General features: G+C 59.6%; 17 protein-coding genes. 12 read left to right on the forward strand and 5 right to left on the reverse strand.

The annotated features are described in order from the left end of the window. The first annotated feature begins 132 nt into the window (after positions 1-132). Entirely contained in the window at positions 133-1812 is a 1680-nt protein-coding gene (locus tag IQ265_RS11885) for an NAD(P)/FAD-dependent oxidoreductase (protein ID WP_194053683.1), read from the forward strand. Between the two features lie 330 nt (positions 1813-2142). Here IQ265_RS11885 and IQ265_RS11890 read toward each other — a convergent pair whose 3' ends face one another. After that, complete coding sequence (locus tag IQ265_RS11890; RefSeq protein WP_194053685.1) at positions 2143-2868, reverse strand: Bax inhibitor-1 family protein; 726 nt, start codon at positions 2866-2868, stop codon at positions 2143-2145. Between the two features lie 289 nt (positions 2869-3157). On the opposite strand from IQ265_RS11890, the gene IQ265_RS11895 reads away from it, so the two are divergent. Then, positions 3158-3721: a hypothetical protein gene (locus IQ265_RS11895; protein WP_194053687.1), complete on the forward strand. Its 564-nt coding sequence runs from the start codon at positions 3158-3160 to the stop codon at positions 3719-3721. A 54-nt stretch (positions 3722-3775) separates the two neighbouring features. On the opposite strand, the gene IQ265_RS11900 is transcribed toward IQ265_RS11895, so the two are convergent. Together IQ265_RS11900 and IQ265_RS11905 are read right to left on the reverse strand one after the other, a co-directional pair. Beyond that, positions 3776-5365: a glucose-6-phosphate isomerase gene (locus tag IQ265_RS11900; RefSeq protein ID WP_194053689.1), complete on the reverse strand. Its 1590-nt coding sequence runs from the start codon at positions 5363-5365 to the stop codon at positions 3776-3778. Positions 5366-5534: 169 nt separating this feature from the next. Further along, positions 5535-5903, reverse strand: a complete 369-nt coding sequence (locus IQ265_RS11905; protein WP_194053691.1) for a Crp/Fnr family transcriptional regulator — start codon at positions 5901-5903, stop codon at positions 5535-5537. A 210-nt stretch (positions 5904-6113) separates the two neighbouring features. Here IQ265_RS11905 and mscL point away from each other — a divergent pair, with 210 nt between their 5' ends. Both mscL and IQ265_RS11915 read left to right on the forward strand, forming a co-directional pair. Beyond that, entirely contained in the window at positions 6114-6542 is a 429-nt protein-coding gene (gene mscL, locus IQ265_RS11910; RefSeq protein WP_194053693.1) for a large conductance mechanosensitive channel protein MscL, read from the forward strand. 101 nt (positions 6543-6643) lie between these two features. After that, positions 6644-6850, forward strand: coding sequence for a DUF2949 domain-containing protein (locus IQ265_RS11915; protein ID WP_035984934.1), 207 nt, complete (start codon positions 6644-6646; stop codon positions 6848-6850). Between the two features lie 51 nt (positions 6851-6901). Here IQ265_RS11915 and IQ265_RS11920 read toward each other — a convergent pair whose 3' ends face one another. Beyond that, on the reverse strand, positions 6902-7261 hold the full coding sequence (locus tag IQ265_RS11920) for a single-stranded DNA-binding protein (RefSeq protein ID WP_194053695.1): 360 nt from the start codon (positions 7259-7261) through the stop codon (positions 6902-6904). Between the two features lie 335 nt (positions 7262-7596). Here IQ265_RS11920 and IQ265_RS11925 point away from each other — a divergent pair, with 335 nt between their 5' ends. The 3 genes from IQ265_RS11925 to mreD are packed head-to-tail and all read left to right on the forward strand — an operon-like array spanning position 7597 to position 10055. Next, entirely contained in the window at positions 7597-8631 is a 1035-nt protein-coding gene (locus IQ265_RS11925) for a rod shape-determining protein (RefSeq protein WP_072016034.1), read from the forward strand. 33 nt (positions 8632-8664) lie between these two features. Further along, positions 8665-9486, forward strand: a complete 822-nt coding sequence (gene mreC / locus IQ265_RS11930; RefSeq protein ID WP_194053697.1) for a rod shape-determining protein MreC — start codon at positions 8665-8667, stop codon at positions 9484-9486. 59 nt (positions 9487-9545) lie between these two features. Next, positions 9546-10055, forward strand: coding sequence for a rod shape-determining protein MreD (gene mreD / locus IQ265_RS11935; RefSeq protein ID WP_347404957.1), 510 nt, complete (start codon positions 9546-9548; stop codon positions 10053-10055). 336 nt (positions 10056-10391) lie between these two features. On the opposite strand, the gene IQ265_RS11940 is transcribed toward mreD, so the two are convergent. Next, the gene (locus IQ265_RS11940) at positions 10392-11129 is read right to left on the reverse strand and encodes an HAD hydrolase-like protein (protein WP_194053701.1); all 738 of its coding nucleotides are present in this window, start codon (positions 11127-11129) and stop codon (positions 10392-10394) included. Between the two features lie 365 nt (positions 11130-11494). Between IQ265_RS11940 and IQ265_RS11945 the strand changes: the two genes are divergently transcribed. From IQ265_RS11945 to IQ265_RS11965, 5 genes are all read left to right on the forward strand, one after another. Then, on the forward strand, positions 11495-12832 hold the full coding sequence (locus IQ265_RS11945) for a glycosyltransferase (protein ID WP_228037827.1): 1338 nt from the start codon (positions 11495-11497) through the stop codon (positions 12830-12832). Positions 12833-12954: 122 nt separating this feature from the next. Further along, the gene (locus tag IQ265_RS11950) at positions 12955-14199 is read left to right on the forward strand and encodes a glycosyltransferase family 4 protein (RefSeq protein WP_194053704.1); all 1245 of its coding nucleotides are present in this window, start codon (positions 12955-12957) and stop codon (positions 14197-14199) included. Positions 14200-14202: 3 nt separating this feature from the next. Then, on the forward strand, positions 14203-15399 hold the full coding sequence (locus tag IQ265_RS11955; RefSeq protein ID WP_194053706.1) for a glycosyltransferase family 4 protein: 1197 nt from the start codon (positions 14203-14205) through the stop codon (positions 15397-15399). Positions 15400-15644: 245 nt separating this feature from the next. Continuing rightward, positions 15645-17480 carry an ABC transporter ATP-binding protein gene (locus IQ265_RS11960; RefSeq protein WP_194053929.1) on the forward strand — a complete coding sequence of 612 codons (1836 nt, stop codon included), beginning with the start codon at positions 15645-15647 and terminating at the stop codon, positions 17478-17480. A gap of 12 nt (positions 17481-17492) precedes the next feature. Continuing rightward, entirely contained in the window at positions 17493-18569 is a 1077-nt protein-coding gene (locus IQ265_RS11965) for a phosphotransferase (RefSeq protein ID WP_194053716.1), read from the forward strand. The last annotated feature ends 115 nt before the right edge of the window (positions 18570-18684 follow it).

The raw sequence follows: 18684 nt of genomic DNA on the forward strand, positions 1-18684 counted from the left end.
GCAGAGGCGGCTGCCAACCGTCTATTGGTAGAACTACAATAGGTTTGAGCTAAATTCACTTCTATTTTTGGTCTGTTGCTCCGGTGCCCCTGGTGTTTGAGCGGGGCGGGTCAGCCGATCAGCGGCATTTTTATGGCACACACGTCCTTATTTCAGCTTTTGCAGCAGACCGTTGCGAGGGCTTCTTCGTCTGAAGATTTTTCTTTGAGCAATGCTGATGACGCCGACGATGGCGAAAGCGAGAGGCCCCCAACCAGTGTCGCCCTATCTCGACGCCGCCTGCTGCGTTGCTCAGCCCTGGCCGCAGGGGCTTTGGCCCTGGCAGAACTAATTCCCACGCACCCAACCCCGACTTCAGCGCCACGGATTGCCGTAGTCGGAGGGGGAATTGCCGGGCTAAATGCCGCCTACACGCTGCAAAAGCTGGGCCTAACCGCCACGGTTTACGAGGCCAAGCCCTACGTGGGCGGGCGTATTCAATCCCGTGAGGGGCTGATTGTGCCAGGATTGGTCAATGATTTGGGGGCGGCCTTCATCAACTCCGACCACCGTGATCTGCTGGCGCTAGTGGCAGAGCTGGGGCTAGAGCTTTTCGATCGCCGTACCCTGACCGAGACCCTGCCTTTTCCAGAGGTGGCTTTTTACTTTGAGGGCCGTACCCTAAAGGAATCGGAACTGGTTGAGGCGCTCACACCCCTGGCGGCACAAATTGGGCGCGATGGTGCCCAGCTGGTCCAAGACTTTGATCGCTACGCGCCTCAGTTTGATGCGCTATCGGTAGCCGACTATTTAGATTTGCACAGCGACAAAATTGGGCGACGGTACGTGCGATCGCTGCTTGAAGCCACCATTCGCACCGAGTACGGCGTTGAAGCCCACGAGTCTGCGGCGCTGCAGCTAATCTACAACCTGCCCGGGGTGCGCAAACGCCGGGCTGAGCCGCTGACTGCCGACGAGCTGTTTCTGGTTAAGGGAGGCACCGGGCGCATTCCCCAAACTCTGGCGGCGCGGCTGCAGCACCCGGTCAAGACCGGCTGGCGGTTGCAGACCATTCAAAGTCAGGACAAGGGGTTCTGCCTGAGCTTCAACCAGGGGGCGATCGAGGCCGACTACGTGATCTTAGCCCTGCCGTTTCCGGCCCTGCGGCGGATTGATTTGCAGGTCGAGCTACCCACGACCCTGCGTGAGTTTATTCGGGAATGTGGCCCTGGCCGCAACGAAAAACTCTTTGCCGGATTTACCCACCGCCCCTGGCTACAGCCCAAGGGGTTTACGGGCGGAGCCTGGAGCGACCTGGGCTACAGCGGCCTGTGGGATGATACCCAGCGCCAGCCCGAGCACCACCAGGGCGTGCTGACGTTCTTCCTAGGTGGCGACGAGCTGCGCTGCGCCGAGGGCGATGTGGCCGATCGCGGGCGGGAGATGATTGGTCGCACAGTCCCTCACCTGCGGGAATTGCAGGGGGCAGCGGGCGATCGCTATGCCCGCACGGCTTGGGCTAAAGACCCTGACTTTGGCGGTGCTTACACCACCTTTAGGCCAGGGCAGTACCTCAAGTTCAAAGACTTTCTCTATGTCGAGTCTGAGGATCCCCTTCAGCAGCAGACCGTGGCAGTGGGTAATCTAGCCTTTGCTGGCGAGCAGTTCAGCGATGAGTACTACGGCTATATGAACGGGGCGGCCCAAACCGGACGACTGGCGGCGGCGGCAGTTTACGCGGCGATCGCAAACCAGTCCAATCCGAGCATTAATCCTCAAACCAATAGTCAGATTCAAGCAGGGCAGGATAGCAGGAGCGTAGCCCTGGCTTAGAAAGGTGCTCTGCTACCAAATCCGACTTGGTAAACTCCGATTCGTAATTAGGCACCCCGTAGGGGCGTAGCATGCTACGCCCCTACCAATCGGGGGTATTCATTCGAGACTTGCTCTATAAATAGCCGTCCCTTCGACTTCGCTCAGGGACCGGCTATGGCTATTTTTATCGTTGGGGGTGCCGCGCTAGCGGCATGGACGATTGGTATCAGAGGTTCGCATCGAGGCTAATTCTTTCTACAAAGAAGCCCCAAAACCAGCTGGTTTTGGGGCTTCTTCAACCTGGACTAAAGCTCAATTGCGGCGGGTGCGATCGCCCCAGCCATCTGATTAGTCGCGGTTGATGGCAATCAGCAGGCGCAGAATGAACACGAACAGGTTGATGTAGGTGAGGTACATCGACAGCGCCGCCGACAGGTACTGCTCGTCTTTGTAAGTGCGGGGTAGTACAAAGAAATCAACCACCGAAGCGCCACAAAACACCAGCACGCCTAGGCCAGAGATGGCGATGTCAAGAAACTGGGGAATAGGGCCGCCAAACAGAGAAAAGATAAACTGGCCGACTACCGCAATAAGGACAGCAACTATGCCGATGCCGATAGTGCGGGTCAGAGCAAAGCCATCTTCTTCTGAGAGGTTTGACCCAATTTGGCGGGCCGCAATAAAGACAATGCCACAGGCCAGAGCCGCAAAGCCAATGCCGGTGATACCCACTCCGGCTGTACCCAGGGCAACGGCTAGTAGGCCGCTGAGGGTGTAGCCAGTGAGCAGGCTATAGGTAGCAAGTAGCGGTAGGGCGGTGCTGTTGTTGCCTTTGGCCGCCACGTTCATGGCCACAAAGAAAAGCGCAATTTGAGCAACGAACGCCACCCAAAAGGTGGGCATAAAGATGGTCGGATTGCTGGCCATCACGCTCAGGCCGCCGAAGGAGCCCAGAGCGGTCAAAATTAGGCCACCGCCCACAAAGGGCAGGGCGTTTTTGATCACGTTGGGGCCGACTAGGGATTGGCCCTTGGCCTTGCTAATCGCTTCACGAAAGTTGCTGGTATTACTCAAAGCCCTATCCTCTCCAACGAAACAGATTTGGCAAAATAGATTTAGGTGCCCAGTCAGGGCGATCGCCCAAGCTGAATTAGGCTTCAGAGCTAGCTTAGCCGCTAAACCTGGGTAAACTGTTTTTCCTTATTTAGATTTTAGTCAACTTTACTAAACTAAGCGGGTTGCCTGAGGTGTGGATATCTACATGCCAACGGGCCGCCGCTTGACTAAGAGTCACAGGCCGCCCTGGATTAGGGCCAGGGGCAACTACCATCGAACTAGAGGCCACTGGTCAAGGAGCGTTGGGATGGCAGCCGAGTCTTGTAGGGCCAAAGCAGGCAGGCAAAGGGCAAAAATCGCCCGAGGGGGGTCACAGCGCTGGTGGCGACTCTTTTTTGGAGTAGCCGCCACGGTTGCTCTGGTGTGGGCACCGATCGCCCAGGCCCAGGAGAACAGCTCCGCTGGGGCAGAGGTTAACCCAGACCGTGTCATTCGCTCCAATCGGCGAGTGATCATTCGGCAGTCGCCAAACATTCTGCGCCAGCCGTCGATTATTATTCTCCCCTACCCGCCCTCGACCCCCGAGACTGAGCAGGTGCGGGTTGAGTTCGATGCTCGCGGCACCGACTGGGGCTCGGTCTATCTCAACAACCGTCTGGTGTACCGTCCCCACAACTTCGATCGCCAGGAAACCCTCTACCTGCCCCCCGGCGGCTATCGACTCGAAATCACGGGCGTAGTGCGCTCAGATGTCTGGGCCAGCGGCTACCTCGATTTGGGCCGCGACAGCTCTCGGCTGGTGGTGATCCGCTTTTCTAAGACTGAGGGCATTACTGTATCGGGCAGCCCCTACGTGTGGATTCCCGATTAATAGTTGGGTTGGCTGGTTTGGGTATTCAAACCAGCCAGCCAGCAACCTACATATTTATTTCAAAGCCGAGATCTTGATTGCCTCCGGATGCCCAGGGTTGCCCTGGATGACCAGGCTGCGCTGGTTGGCGTGGAGGTGACGCGCGATCGCATAGATCGTCTCCACCTGGTCGGGTGCCCCAGCCCGGGCCGCGAGTTCATTGAGGGTCAGCGGCTGTGGGCTTTGGGCCAGGGCGTTGACCACCGCCTGTTGTAGATCGAGCACTCCGGCAGCGGCCAGTTTGCCCGCCTCCACCCCCGGCTGGTGGTAGGCGTTGATATTCACCAGCGAGGCATAGAAGCCCACTGCCCGCTCGTACAGCGCAATCATAGCCCCCACGGTATGAGCATTGACCTCGGGAATGGTCAGGGTAATCGACTGGCGCTGGTTGTCGTAGAGGGCCTTGCGGGTGCCCTGCAGGAAACCAAACAGAAAATCGCCGCTGGTGGCACCGGGCTCCATCTCCACCGAGTCCCCCGATCGATCCTTCAGCACTTCAATGAAGGTGACAAAGAAGCTGGCCACCCCTTCGCGCAACTGCTGCACGTAGGCGTGCTGGTCAGTAGACCCCTTATTGCCGTAGACGGCAATGCCCTGGTAGACCAGGTTGCCATCGAGATCTTTCTCTTTGCCCAGCGACTCCATCACCAGCTGCTGCAGGTAGCGGCTAAACAGCAGCAGGCTGTCCTTGTAGGGCAGCACCACCATGTCCTTTTCGCCCTTGCCGTTGCCGGCGTAGTACCAGGCTAGGGCAATTAGGGCGGCAGGGTTGCGGCGCAGGTCGGGCACGCGGGTGGCGGCATCCATTTCTCTAGCGCCGCCGAGAATGGAGCGAATACTGATGTTTTGCAGCGCGGCCGGCAGCAGCCCCACCGCCGACAGCTCCGAGGTACGCCCGCCCACCCAGTCGCGCATGGGGAAGGTGGCCAACCAGCCCTCGCCGAGCGCCTGATTCTCCAGCTTGCTGCCCCGCCCGGTGACGGCGACAGCCTGCTTAGGAAAGTTTAGCCCCCGCTGCTCAAACCGGGTGCGCACTTCGACCATGCCGTTGCGGGTCTCGGCGGTACCCCCCGATTTGGAGGTGACAATCACCAGGGTGGTGGGCAGTTTGTCTTCGAGGCGGGCCAGCAGGCGATCGATGCCTTCGGGGTCGGTGTTGTCGATAAAGTGGATGTCGAGGGGCGGAAAGTCTGGCCCTAACGCCTGGGCAACAAACTGCGGCCCCAGCGCCGAACCGCCAATGCCAATGGAGAGCACGTCGGTAAAGTGCTCTCGCCCAGGCGGGTAAATGCTGCCGGTGCGTACCTGACTGGCAAACTGCTCAATGCTGGTCAGGGTTTCGAGAATATCCTGCTTGAGTTCGGGAGTGGGGGCCAGATCGGCATCGCGCAGCCAGTAGTGACCCACCATGCGGTTTTCGTCGGGGTTGGCGATCGCCCCGGCCTCCAGGGCGGCCATATCCGCAAAGGCCTTTTCAAAGCGGGGCTGCATGTCAGCCACAAAGGCATCGTCAAAGCCCATGCGGCTGACATCTAGGTAAAAGCCCAGACCTTCGTGGTAGTAGAGCCAGTCTTTATAGCGTTGCCAGAGAGCGGCGGCGTCCATCCTGTAACTCCTCGGTCTAAACCGTATTCGCTAACGTCCTGAGGTGCAGTTTAGGATAGGACGGCGACGACAACAAAAAGGGTGGCTAAACATACAGCCTGTCATCCCTACGCCAACGTAAATAATCCTGCCCTAGGCCTGCCCTAGCATGCGGCTCAAGTGGTGCGGCTCAAGCGGTTTTGAGTTTACGCAAACGAGTTGAGAGACTGCGAATCACCTCCAGGGCAAACAGCGGCGTCTCTTGCACCAAGAACTTGAAGTGGGCCTCGTCGACCAGCGCCAGACGGCACTTGGTTTTCGCCACCGCTGTCGAGGCTCGCAGATGGGGAATTTGTACCAGCGCTCCCTCCCCAAACACATCTCCCGCAGAGATGGTTTCGACCACCCGATCGTTGACCCAAAGCTCGACCGTGCCTTCAATTACCCCATACATAACCTCCCCAACGGTGCCAACCGCAAAGATGGTCTCCCCGGCCTCAACGTCTTGATGGTTGGGGGTTGTCATAAGCAGCTCGACGACTTGAGTCGGGTTTAGCATGGGTCTTTACTCAGGCGGGCCGCCGCAATTTTATAGCCCTCGTTGTCAGGACGAGGTTAACGCCACCTTAAGCTCTCGGTCATGCTTGCAGTAGGACGATGCCTGTTTGTGGATCAGACTCTATAAATTCCTTATAAATTCCTTATGGGTCCTGTAATAATGTGTCCCTGTGCCCCTGTGCATAGATCCATACTACGAGGAATCAAACCTATGGCCAATGGCGTTAGCGGACGACGCGTTCGGGGAAGAGCCCAGAGTTTTTGGGATGACTTCAAGGCCTTTGCCCTGAAAGGGAATGTAGTCGATCTAGCCGTAGCGGTAATTATTGGCGGAGCCTTTGGTGCCATCATTAGCTCCCTAGTGGAAGACATTTTGATGCCCGCTATTATCAATCCCCTGCTGTCGTCAGCTGGTACTGACTGGCGTGAGGCCGTCGTCGGCCCAGGAATTCGCCTAGGCAGCTTCCTGGGTACCGTCATCGACTTTGCAATTATTGCCCTGGTGCTCTTCATCATCATCCGCACCTTTGAGCGCTTCAAACGAAAAGAGGCCGCCGCCGAGGTCGAGCCCACCATTGAGGAAAAGCTCAATGACACCCTGATTCGCCTCACCGACTATTTAGAAAGCCGTCCTAAGTAGTCTTCCTTAAGTCGAATGGCGTAGATTCCGCAGGGCGGAGGCAAAACCTGGTCAGAGTCGTTATAGTAAACGCTAACTATCGGCTCTCCGCCCTTCACACCATGCCCTCTCAACGCCAAAAGCAGCTAATTGAGTTTCTCCAGACCGAGTTAGCCGTCTCGTCTGAGGCGATCGCGATGGGACTGCGCAAGGCGGGTCAAACCACCAACCTGCTACCCATGGCCCTCTGGCAGTACGGTCTAGTCACCACCGAACAGCTCAGCCAAATCTTTGACTGGCTAGAGGATGTTGGCCCAGCTGCCCCTTAGATCCAGCTAAGCAACTAGCGAAGCTGGGGTAAACCTGTTATGGGGCGATAGCTAAAATTCGTCATCGCTGTAGGTCATCGCTGACTCGTTGTCGCGGCGAGAGCCCAGCAAATCGAGGCGATCGACTCGTACCACCGGCTTGGAGCGGGCTGCACCGCTAGAGCGATCTTGCCAGTGGTCAAGCTTTAGGGAGCCGCTGATGCCAATTAAGCTTCCTTTGCGTACGTAGTTGGCCGCCACTTCAGCATTTTTGCCCCACAGCTCCAGGTTAAACCAGTCGGGTTTGTCGTCCCGGCTAGAGCGCCGCCGCACGGCCAGCGTTAAATTGCACACCACCGTGCCCGACTCAAAATACTTTACCTCTGGGTCAGTGCCAACCCGGCCTACCAGGGTTACTACGTTAACTGTCATCGCTACTTGCCCAACGCACGTCCCCGCATTGTAGGCGAAACCTCGATCATCCGTCAGCGGGATGTCACCTCCTTGAGGAACTTAGTTAGCATGCCCTACGTCTAGGATCAGGCCGTTGGTTGCCTTGAGAAGGGGCTGCCGCTTCAAGTCCCCAAAGCCTCGCTGCACCGGAGTTTTTCTGCCAAAGTCTATTTTTCGCTAACAGATACTTATTTGCTGACTGGACGCATCGATACGAAACGTAATAGAATCCACTTCGACATCAGCGTTAGTCTTCAGGGTGGCGCTTTGGCGTTGGTCAATTGTTTTTTCTTAGTTTAGGGGCGTGATTGCCTGTGGCTCTCTTCGACAGATTTTCTCGCGACATGGGTATTGACCTGGGTACAGCCAATACTCTCGTATACGTTTCTGGCAAAGGGGTGGTCCTGCAAGAACCCTCTGTAGTCGCTATCGACCAGGTCGAAAAGAAACCGTTGGCGGTGGGCGAAGAGGCCAAGCGGATGCTGGGTCGTACTCCTGGTAACGTGATGGCGCTGCGCCCCCTGCGCGATGGCGTCATTGCCGACTTTGATACCGCCGAGCTGATGCTCAAGCACTTTATTCGCCAGGTGCACGAAGGCCGCACCCTGGTGTCGCCCCGCATTGTGATCGGTATTCCCAGCGGTGTCACGGGCGTTGAGCGCCGCGCGGTGATGGATGCCGCTCAGCAGGCGGGAGCCCGCACCGTCTATTTAATTGATGAGCCAGTGGCCGCTGCGATCGGCGCAGGTCTACCCGTGGCCGAGCCGACCGGCAACATGATTGTTGACATCGGCGGCGGCACCACCGAAGTCGCGGTGCTCAGTTTGCAGGGCACCGTACTGAGTGAATCGGTGCGGGTGGCAGGCGATGAACTCAGCGAGGCCATCTCCAGCTACATGAAAAAAGTGCACAACCTGGTCGTGGGTGAACGCACCGCCGAGGAAATTAAAATCACCATCGGCTCGGCCTATCCCAGCCCCGACGATAACGAAATTGCCATGGATGTGCGGGGTCTGCACCTGCTGTCGGGTTTGCCCCGCACCGTAACCGTCAAGAGTGCCGAAATCCGGGAGAGCATGGCCGAACCTCTCTCGGTGATTGTGGAGGCGGTGAAGCGCACCCTGGAGCGGACCCCGCCCGAACTGGCCGCCGACATTATTGATCGCGGCATTATGCTGGCCGGGGGTGGTGCCCTGCTCAAGGGGCTAGATACCCTAATTAGCCACGAAACCGGCATTTTGGTGCACGTCGCCGCCGACCCGCTGAGCTGTGTTGTCCTGGGCACCGGGCGGGTGCTAGAGAACTTTAGCCAGATGGGGCGGGTGTTCAGCGGGCGATCGAGCCTGTAGGGCCGCGCCAAAGTCGTCATCTACCCAGAACCTATGTTTGCTTTACGCCGCTGGTGGACACGTCATGCCCTCAAGGCGGGAATGGTTACCCTGGCCGTTTCCTCAGCTTGGCTATTGCGGGCTAGCGATGGTGCCCTAATTTACGAAGCCTACAACTGGCTAACACGTCCGCTACAGCCGGGCCTTAGCCGCGAGCAGCAGTTTGAGAATAGCTATATTCTTGAGCTACAGCAGCGCATTGTGGAGCTAGAAAACCAAAACCGCTCCCTCCAAACCATGGCTGACTACGAAGCCGCCGCTGTTCAGGAAGGGGTGCGGGCTGCGGTCATTGGCCGCGCCGCTGACCACTGGTGGCAGCAGGTCGTGCTGAATCGCGGTAGCCGTCAGGGCGTGGCGGTAGGGCACGTAGTGACGGGGCCGGGTGGATTGATTGGGCGAGTGATCGCGGTATCTCCTAGCACCTCTCGGGTGCTGCTGATTAGCGATCCCACCAGTCGGGTAGGGGCAAAGGTCAGCCGTAGCCGGGCTATGGGTGTGGTGCGGGGGCAGTCTAACAATCGAGTGGTCATAGAGTTTTTTGAGAAACTACCCGATGTCAAAACCGGCGATGTGATTGTCACCTCCTCCTACAGCCGCCTGTTTCCCCGAGATATTCCGATTGGGCGAATTGAGTCGATTGACTTGACCAAAAGCCCGGCCCCCGAGGCAGTCATTCAGCTATCGTCGCCGCTGTCCATTTTAGAGTGGGCTATGGTGCATCCCTTTGAACCTCAGGAAACCGTCGACGCTCCTGTGCTGCCGGGTGCCACGCCTGAAAACGGTGTGGTGCCAGAAGCGGGCGAGGCCAGGCCATGACCTCAGTCGCGCGGGTATCATCACTGCCGATATGGCGACAGCCCTGGGCCGTCAACAGCATGGTAACGGCAGCGTCGGTGCTGGTGTGCCTGCTGCTGCTGCCCAGTCGCATACCGGGCATGGAGTTGTTAGGGGTCGCGCCCCACTGGCTGCTGATCTGGGTGGTGGCCTGGAGCATTAAGCGCAATCAGTGGCAGGGGGCGATGGCCGGCCTAGTGCTGGGCCTGCTGCAAGATGCCATGACTGCACCCCACCCCACCCATACCCTAAGCCTGATTGTGGTGGGCGTACTGACGGCGCGCCTGCAAAAGCAGCGCTACCTACAGGAAGACATCGTGTCGGTGGCGCTGATTGTGTTTGCCATGGCGGTCATTGCTGAAACCGTACTGGCGCTGCAAATTAGTTTCAACCAGCTAGTGTCAGCCGAGTCGCTTTATCCGCCCCTGGGAAGTATTTGGCTTTACCATCAGCGCATAGCGCTTAGCTCAGCTATTTTGAGTAGTCTCTGGGCGCCGGCACTGTACTACCCCCTCAACCGCTGGTGGGATCGATATTCGTCAGATGCTTAGCCCCTTCGGCAAACCCGGGAACGTAACACCGTGGCACAACCGAGACGGCTATTGCAGCAGTCGATTTAGTTGAGACACTTTAACCGGCGAACTCTCTGGTAGCGGCATTGCAGTCAATACCCCTGCACCGAACACGTCTTAGCCCAGTGGACGTTTACAACCTGCCCCGTGGTCAAGCAGGAGCCGAAGCCATAAATGGCTTCAATTCGGTCCTTATTCCTAACCCAGCTGTTTAAAAGCCCGTTGTCACCAGCGATGCGAAGCCCTGGGTTGACTCGCTGCGATCGCTAGAGCGCAACTCGGCTCAGCCAGCGATCGCAGCGTCGACGCGGGCTACTAACCTCGCTGGCGAGCTACGATGGCGCGCTGCTGAATCTTTTGGCAGGTTGTCCAGAGATCGGGCAGCAGATGGGTGGGGCGAAAGCTCTGTAGGTAGCTGCTGCTGCGAATGCCGCAGGTGACGGCGACGGTGTCGATGCCCAGGGTTTGCCCAGCCATGATGTCGGCTTCGGTGTCGCCGATCATCCAAGCCTGGCTGAGGTCGTAGCCCTGGCGGGTTTGGGTGGCGATCGCCGTGCGCAGCAGGTCTATCTTGTGGCTGGCCTGGTTGTTGTAGGCGGCTTCGACCTGGGGCATGCCATAGAGGTCGCTAATGGCCCAAGCCAGATCGTGCTGCGCGAGAAACTCTAGCACCTGGTCGGGGGGGCGCAGGGTGACAAGCACGACCCGCACGCCGGACTGGCGCAAAATATCGAGCCCGGCTCGGGCCTGGGGCTGCACCTGGTCGTGATCGAGCAGGGCGGCCTGGTTGACAATGCGGCTGACCTGAGCCAAAAAAGCGTCAATTTGGGAACCGTTGAGCCCCGACCAATGGGCGATTTGGCGATCGGGCACGCGGTTCTGCTTAAAGGTCCAAAACTGGGACTTGGACAGGTACCGCACGGTCAGGGGTTCGCCCTGGACCTTGGCGGCAGCTTGGATCCACGCCAGACCCTGCCGATAGGTGGCGTAATAGCGCTCAGATACATCGGCAATCGGGCCGTCGAAATCGCAAAAAATGGTGATCGCAGACATAGCTACAGAAACTCCCCACCGTTAGAGGCGGCCCAACTTGGTATCACTGAACGCTGCTACAGATAAGCTTTATTAATATTTTCTTTACAAACCTCAAAGCTTATTTACTTTAGCAACCTAACTTCAAAATGACCACCGCATAATTTTGGGCCGCTGTGGTTCAGCTTGATGAGAGGGGTCTCATAGAACCTTCACAGACTATTTAGAGTAGTCAGCCATGCTAAAGAGTAGGAAACCCAGCTCTGAAAAGCCTATAAACAGAAAAATTGAGAGATTTTAGCGATATTTGGAACTTTTTCGCTGATTTTACATCTTAAAAACCAGTTTATGGCTTAATTCCCGCTTTAGCTGTTGAGGAGGCTGTTTTGCGTCCACCGCATCGAACCCAGAAGCCGATTACGACTTTAGTGCCAGCACTGGCTAGCCCAGCGATCGCAGCGCCTCCTGCCAAGCGCGATCGCGCCCCAAAGTCTCACCGTAGCGGGCGATCGCGCATCGTGCTGTACTCCCACGACACAATGGGCTTGGGCCACAAGCGGCGTAATTTGCTGATTGCCCAAGCCCTGGGCTGTGCCGGCCTAGACGCCGATATTTTGCTAATTAGCGGCATGGGCGAAGCCAACGCAATGCCAGCTGCCGCCGGTATTGACACCCTCACCCTGCCCGCCCTCTCCAAACTGTCCGATGGACAGTACCAGTCGCGGCGGTTGAATCTGGAGCTGCAGGAAATTGTCAAGCTGCGATCGCAGCTAATTCTAGCCACCATCAAAAACTTTCGGCCCGACGTGCTAATCGTGGACAACGTGCCGCGGGGTGCTGTGCGAGAGCTGGATGCCACGCTGGAGTATATTCGCTGTCACCTGCCTACCCGCTGTGTTTTGGGCCTGCGAGACGTGCTTGATACCCCCGCCGCCGTGCGCCGCGACTGGCACCGAGCTGAGAGTATGGCTGCGATTCGTCGCTACTACGACACCGTATGGATTTACGGCGATCCGGCGATCTACGACCCCCGCCGCGAGTACCGCTTCCCGGTCGATATTGCCGCTAAAATGCGCCCCGTGGGCTACCTCGACCCGCGCACCCGACACTCCAGCGCGGCTGCCCACAATCAAATTCAGCAGCTGGGGCTACCCGGCGTTGGCGCGGCCTGCCCAAAGGACAATCGCGAACTGGTGCTGTGTCAGGTGGGCGGTGGCCAAGACGGATCTGCCCTGGCCGCAGCCTTTGCCCAGGCGACATTTCCGGCATCTGTCGTAGGCGTCTTGCTCACTGGCCCCTTTATGCCCGCTGAAGCGCAGCAGCGACTGCGCCTCCTGGCCCAGACCAACCCTCGGCTGCACCTGGTCGACTACCTGGCCGAGCCGACGCTCCTGCTGAAGCAGGCCAGCCGGGTCGTGGCGATGGGCGGCTACAATACCACCTGTGAAATCCTGGCCTATCAAAAGCCAGCGCTGGTGGTGCCGCGCGTTAGCCCTCGCCAGGAACAGTGGATTCGGGCCGATCGCCTGCACCGCCACGACCTCATCGATGTGCTGCATCCCACCCACCTCAGCCCTCAGGCTCTAACCGATTGGATTCATCAACCCCTGCCAGCTCGCTCCGCTGGTGGGGCCAGCGTCAACCTCAACGGTCTAGACAACCTGGTAGCCGATCTGCAACGGCTGCTGGTGGTCGCTACCCTGCCAAGCCCCCAAGCCTCTTAACGGGGGCGATCGCCTAGCCGGCTCAACCAGCGTCTCCTTCCACCCTGCGGGAAGCCGCCTCACATCTATCCCCCATCCCTATTCACCCACCTACCCATCCACCATTCACCCACCAATTTTCCATGCTCCGCATTGCCTACGTTGTCAAACGCTACCCCCGCTACTCGGAGACGTTTATCGTCAACGAAATTCTGGCCCACGAGGCAGCGGGGGCCGAAGTTCACATCTTTGCCCTGCGGCCCCCAGCTGATACCCACTTTCAAGACAAAATTGCTCGGGTACGGGCTCCAGTCACCTATCTGCGCAAACCGGATCAGGGGCGCAGCAATCCGTCGATTGATACCCTGAACCCCAGCGCGGCCACCTACTTTTGGTCGGAACTAAAAGAGGCGGCTGAGGTGTTCCCCGACCTATGGAAAAAGCTGGGCTACGCGGCCACCGAGCGCTCCAGCGTGGTTTACCAGGCGGCGTGGCTGGCTCAGGAGCTTCGTCTGCGAGGTATTACCCACCTGCACGCCCACTTTGGCAGCGTGGCCACCAGCGTGGCTCGACTGGCGGCCCACTTCGCCGGGGTGCCCTACAGCTTTACCGCCCACGCTAAGGATATTTTTCACGAATCGGTAGACCCTGAAGACCTGCGCCGCAAACTGCGGGATGCCGCCTCGGTGGTGACGGTGAGCGACTACAACCTGGCCTACCTGCGCCAGCGGTTTGGGGCCGATGCCTGTGCGGTGCAGCGCATCTACAACGGGATGAACTTACCGGAGCTGCAGTTTCAGGCTCCGGCGGGGCGATCGCCCATTATTCTCTCGGTGTGCCGCCTGGTCGAGAAAAAAGGGCTCTCTCACCTGATCGATGCCTGCGCCCGGCTGCGTCAGCAGGGCCTTGAGTTTACCTGCCAAATTGTGGGCACCGGGCCGCTGGAGGGAGCGCTGCGATCGCAGATTCAGGCTCTGCACCTCGATGACTGGGTAGACATTCTTGGCCCCCGACCCCAGCAGGAGGTATTTGAGCTGATGCAGCAGGCGGCTGTGTTCGCCGCCCCCTACATCATTGGCCGCGACGGCAACCGCGACGGACTACCCACCGCACTGCTCGAAGCGATGGCCCTGGGGACTCCCTGCGTGGCCACCGACGTGACGGGAATTCCCGAAATTATTCGCGAGGGTGACACCGGGCTGCTGGTGGGCCAGGGGGATAGCGAAGCGCTAGCGGTGGCGCTGCGACGGCTGCTAAGCGAGGGCGAACTTGGGGAGAAATTGGCGGCTAGGGCGCGATCGCTGATTGAAGCCGAGTTTGACATTGCCCGCAACGCCGCCGCCCTGCGCACTCACTTTTGCCCTGCCCCTCAGCTTCAGGAGGTGTGAACTATGCGGATTGCCTACATTTGCGCCGATCCGGGAATTCCGGTATTTGGTCACAAGGGCTGCTCCATCCACGTGCAGGAGGTGATTCGCGCCCTGCGTCACCAGGGCGCTACGGTGGAGCTGTTTGCGGTGCGCTGGGGCGAATCACCACCAGCAGATTTAGCCGATGTACCGCTGCATCCCCTGCCCGCCGTACCTAAGGGCGACCTGGCCCAGCGGGAACGGGCCGCCCTGGCGATTAACACCAACCTGCGTACCGAACTGGCGCTGGCCGCCCCCTTCGATGCAATCTACGAACGCTACTCCCTCTGGAGCTACAGCGCCATGGAATTTGCCCAATCCCAAGGGATTTTGGGGCTGCTTGAGGTGAATGCACCCCTGATTGAGGAGCAGGCCCAGCACCGGGGGCTGGTGCATCGCGATGGGGCGAGGCAGGTAGCGAAACGGGCCTTTGCGGCGGCGGGGGCAATTGTCGCGGTATCTGAGGAGGTGAAGCAGTACCTCACCCAGTGGGTGAGCGGCGAGCAAGTGCGGGTCATTCCCAACGGAGTAAACCACCGTCGCTTTGCCGATGCTTGGCCGTCAGTGAACTCGAATCAGGCCTTCACCGTTGGTTTTGTAGGGTCGCTTAAGCCCTGGCACGGGCTGACCCACCTGGTCGCCGCCTTTGAGCGCCTGCACCAGCGGGTGCCCCAGGCGCGACTGCTGGTGGTTGGGGATGGGCCAGAGCGGGAGGCATTAGAAGCTGACCTGGCCCGGCGGCAGCTTCAGGCGGTCACCCGGTTGGCCGGAGCGGTTCCCCCGGAGCAGATTCCTGCACTGCTCAGCCAGATGGATGTGGCAGTGGCCCCCTACCCGGCCAGCACCAACTTCTACTTTTCGCCGCTGAAGGTGGTGGAATACATGGCGGCGGGGCTGCCGGTGGTGGTGAGCGACATCGGCCAGTTGCGACACCTGGTGGTGAATAACGTTACAGGGATGTTGTGCCCACCTGGGGATGAGCGCGCGTTGGCAGGAGCGCTAGAGGAACTTTGGCGATCGCCCGATCGCCGCGCTGCCCTCGGTCGCGCCGCCCGGCAGCACATTCTGGCCCACCACACCTGGGATGGAGTGGCTGAGCAAATTTTGGCGATCGCTCATCACGATTCCGCCACCCACCCCCAACCCGTAGGGTGCATTCGCGAAGCAATGCACCACTGATCTGGTGGGAAGCCAGATCTGCTGCCGGGGCCATTTCGCTGGCCCCGGACCCCGTTGAGCAGGCCGTTCCGTCGTTCTGCACCTCACGGAGAGGAGGTATTGATCATCGGTTTAAACCTCCGTGCTGCCGATGGGCCTGTGGGCGGCACTTGGTGTTGCAGCCCTCTGCCGTAGGGTGGGCAATGCCCACCGTCAAACCAAGCTTTTACCAGGTCTCCTTCAATACTCAGTTTGTTATTGCCCCTATGGATCGCGCTGCCTCCCTCACCCAAACTGTTCCTGGCCTTTGGCAATTTGGCCGCTATTTTTGGCCGATCATTCGTCCCCAGTGGCCGTTGCTGGCAGTGTCTACCCTGGCCCTGCTGGCCGATGTGGGGCTGCGGGTGCTAGAGCCCTGGCCCATGAAAGTGATCTTTGACTACGTGCTGGTACCGGCGCGGGGCGATAGCTCTGCCCGGTTAGCACCCTTGGGCGCATGGGATCCGGCGCTGCTATTGACGGGGGCAGTGGTGGCGATGGTGGCGCTGACCGGGCTGCGAGCGGTGGCAACCTACTGGAATACGGTCAGTCTGGCGATCGCCAGCAGCCGGGTGATGACCCAGGTACGAAACCAGCTCTACCGGCACCTGCAGCGGCTTTCGCTGGGCTACCACACCCGAGCCCGCAGTGGCGACTTGATCGTGCGGGTCAGCGGCGATGCCAGCCGCCTGCAGGAGGTGCTGATTACCGCAGCACTGCCCCTGGTGTCGAGCCTGCTGACCCTGGTGGGCATGGTGGTGGTAATGATCTGGCTCGACTGGCGGCTGGCGCTGCTTTCCACCGTCACATTCCCGTTGTTTTGGCTGGCGGCGACCCGGTTTAGCCAGCGCATTCGCAGTGCCTCGCTGCAGCAGCGCAAGCGGGAGGGGGCAGTGGCGGCCACGGCAGCCGAATCGCTGGCGGCGATTAAGCTGGTGCAGGCGCTGTCGCTAGAGAATGCCTTTGCCGACACCTTTGCCAAGCAAAACCAGCGCAGCCTCAGCGATGTGGTCGAAACCAAGCGCCTGGCCGCCCACCTGGAGCGCACGGTGGATGTGGTGATTGCCCTGGGCACGGCCCTGGTGCTGTGGGCCGGGGCGCAGCTGGTAATTCGCGATGCTCTGACACCGGGGGATGTGCTGGTGTTTTTGAGCTATCTCAAAAACGCCTTTAAGCCGGTGCAAAACTTTGCCAAGTACACCGGGCGACTGGCCAAAGCCGCCGCCTCCGGAGAGCGCATTTTGAATGTGATGGAGACCCAGCCGGAGGTGCGCGATCGCCCCACCGCCCGCCCCGCCCCTATCCTTGCCGGTGCCCTGCGCCTTGAGGATCTCTGGTTTGCCTACGAACCCGGCCACCCCGTGCTCAAGGGACTAAATCTCTCGGTGCAGCCGGGGCAGCAGGTGGCGATCGTCGGCCCCTCGGGCAGCGGCAAGTCTACCCTGATGAGCCTGCTGCTGCGCCTCTACGACCCTACCGCTGGGCGGGTACGCATCGACGGACAAGATATTCGCGACTTCACCCTCGACAGCCTGCGGCCCCAGATCAGCGTGGTGCTGCAAGAGAGTCTGCTGTTTGCCGCCAGCATTCGCGAAAACATCGCCTACGGGGTGGCTGGCGTTAGCCAGGCTGAGATCGAAGCTGCGGCTCGCCTAGCCAACGCCCACGACTTTATTGCCGCTCTGCCCCAGGGCTACGACACCCCGGTGGGCGAGCGCGGGACGACTCTCTCGGGGGGGCAGCGGCAGCGGATCGCGATCGCCCGTGCCGCCATTCGCCAAACCCCGATTTTGATTTTAGATGAGCCCACCACCGGCCTCGATCGCGCCAGCGAACAGGCGGTAGTCGACGCGCTCAGGCAGCTGGCCCAGGGGCGCACCACGTTCTTGATCACCCACGATCTATCGCTGGTTCCCCAGGTAGACCATGTTCTCTACCTGGAGCAGGGGCGGGTAATCGAGCAGGGCACCCACGGCGAGCTGCTGGCCCAAAACGGCCCCTACGCCGCCCTCTTTCGCCTGCGGTCGGCCCTGCGCGAGGAGCCCTCTGTGGTGTCGAGGTAAAGGGGGTAAACGGTGCTCGATCCTAAAATTTCATGGTTGGAAAACGCCCTCGACCCACTGCAGGCCCAAAGCCAGCTGCGGGCGGTAGTGCCCAAACTACGCCGGGTCACCACGGCTACCCTGGTACGCCACAAGGCCGGTCGCCGCGCCCTAGTTGAATACCACCTCGACACGGCGGCGGGAACTACCGCTGTGCTGGGCAAGATTCGCGCCAGGGGTACCGATCGCGCCAGCCATCAGGTCCAGCAAGATCTGTGGAAAACCGGGTGGGATGCCCACAGCCGCGATCGCCTCTGTGTCCCAGAACCGTTGGGGCTGGTGCCCGATTGGCACATGATGCTCCAGCGCAAAGTGCCCGGCACCCCCGCCACCCAGCTGCTGCCCACCGAGCAAGGCATTTCCCTGGCCCAGCGCATCGCCGCCCTGGCCCACAAGCTCCACCGCACCCCGATATCCACCGCCAAGACCCACACCCTGGCCGACGAGCTGAGCATTCTCCGCGATCGCCTCCCCATAGTCGCCGCACAACACCCCCAGTGGTCGGCACGGATCGATCGTGTGCTCAAGGCCTGCGATCGCCTCGCCACCCGTTTTTCCGATCCCAGCGCTAAGGCCACCCATCCACCCTTCCACCCATCTACCCTCCCACCCATCCACCCTCCCACCCCTCACTCCACTATCCACCGCGACTTCTACGCCGATCAGATCCTCGTCGACGGCGATCGCCTGTGGCTGGTGGACCTCGACCTTTGCTGCCAGGGATCGCCAGCGGTAGATATTGGCAACTTTACCGCCCACATAACCGAGCAAAGCCTGCGAGAACTGGGCAATGCTGAAGCGTTGCGCGATCGCGAAACCGCCCTCCAAACGGCTTACCTCAGCGCAGTCGATGGGGCTACGGGGGTTTCTGAAGCGGCCACTGGCCTGCAGCGAGAGATAGAGCTATACACCGTGCTAACCCTGGTGCGGCATCTTCACATCAGCACCCGCATACCCAGCCGTCGCCCCTACACCGAGCAACTGTTGGAACTGTGCGAAACCCACCTGAGCCAACTTAAACAGAGCATAAAGATCTGCGGCCCAAGCTGAATAATTGACGTGCCTGGGCTGAGATGAGGAACTTTTGGAGCCAAAACCCTTCAAAATTAACTCTATCTATCTCTGTTCGTCTGGTCCCGCAAACGCTGACCGCCGCGCCGCGCCA

It is taken from the genome of Nodosilinea sp. LEGE 06152 (assembly GCF_015207525.1).
GTDB lineage: Bacteria > Cyanobacteriota > Cyanobacteriia > Phormidesmidales > Phormidesmidaceae > Nodosilinea.

Excerpts from the sequence above, each read along its gene's own strand:
- IQ265_RS11940 (WP_194053701.1), bottom strand. The coding sequence starts at position 11,129 with ATGTCTGCGATCACCATTTTTTGCGATTTCGACGGCCCGATTGCCGAT.
- IQ265_RS11960 (WP_194053929.1), top strand. The coding sequence starts at position 15,645 with ATGGATCGCGCTGCCTCCCTCACCCAAACTGTTCCTGGCCTTTGGCAA.
- IQ265_RS11885 (WP_194053683.1), top strand. The coding sequence starts at position 133 with ATGGCACACACGTCCTTATTTCAGCTTTTGCAGCAGACCGTTGCGAGG.
- mreC (WP_194053697.1), top strand. The coding sequence starts at position 8,665 with ATGTTTGCTTTACGCCGCTGGTGGACACGTCATGCCCTCAAGGCGGGA.
- IQ265_RS11915 (WP_035984934.1), top strand. The coding sequence starts at position 6,644 with ATGCCCTCTCAACGCCAAAAGCAGCTAATTGAGTTTCTCCAGACCGAG.
- IQ265_RS11900 (WP_194053689.1), bottom strand. The coding sequence starts at position 5,365 with ATGGACGCCGCCGCTCTCTGGCAACGCTATAAAGACTGGCTCTACTAC.
- IQ265_RS11905 (WP_194053691.1), bottom strand. The coding sequence starts at position 5,903 with ATGCTAAACCCGACTCAAGTCGTCGAGCTGCTTATGACAACCCCCAAC.
- IQ265_RS11920 (WP_194053695.1), bottom strand. The coding sequence starts at position 7,261 with ATGACAGTTAACGTAGTAACCCTGGTAGGCCGGGTTGGCACTGACCCA.
- mscL (WP_194053693.1), top strand. The coding sequence starts at position 6,114 with ATGGCCAATGGCGTTAGCGGACGACGCGTTCGGGGAAGAGCCCAGAGT.
- IQ265_RS11895 (WP_194053687.1), top strand. The coding sequence starts at position 3,158 with ATGGCAGCCGAGTCTTGTAGGGCCAAAGCAGGCAGGCAAAGGGCAAAA.
- IQ265_RS11955 (WP_194053706.1), top strand. The coding sequence starts at position 14,203 with ATGCGGATTGCCTACATTTGCGCCGATCCGGGAATTCCGGTATTTGGT.
- mreD (WP_347404957.1), top strand. The coding sequence starts at position 9,546 with ATGGTAACGGCAGCGTCGGTGCTGGTGTGCCTGCTGCTGCTGCCCAGT.
- IQ265_RS11950 (WP_194053704.1), top strand. The coding sequence starts at position 12,955 with ATGCTCCGCATTGCCTACGTTGTCAAACGCTACCCCCGCTACTCGGAG.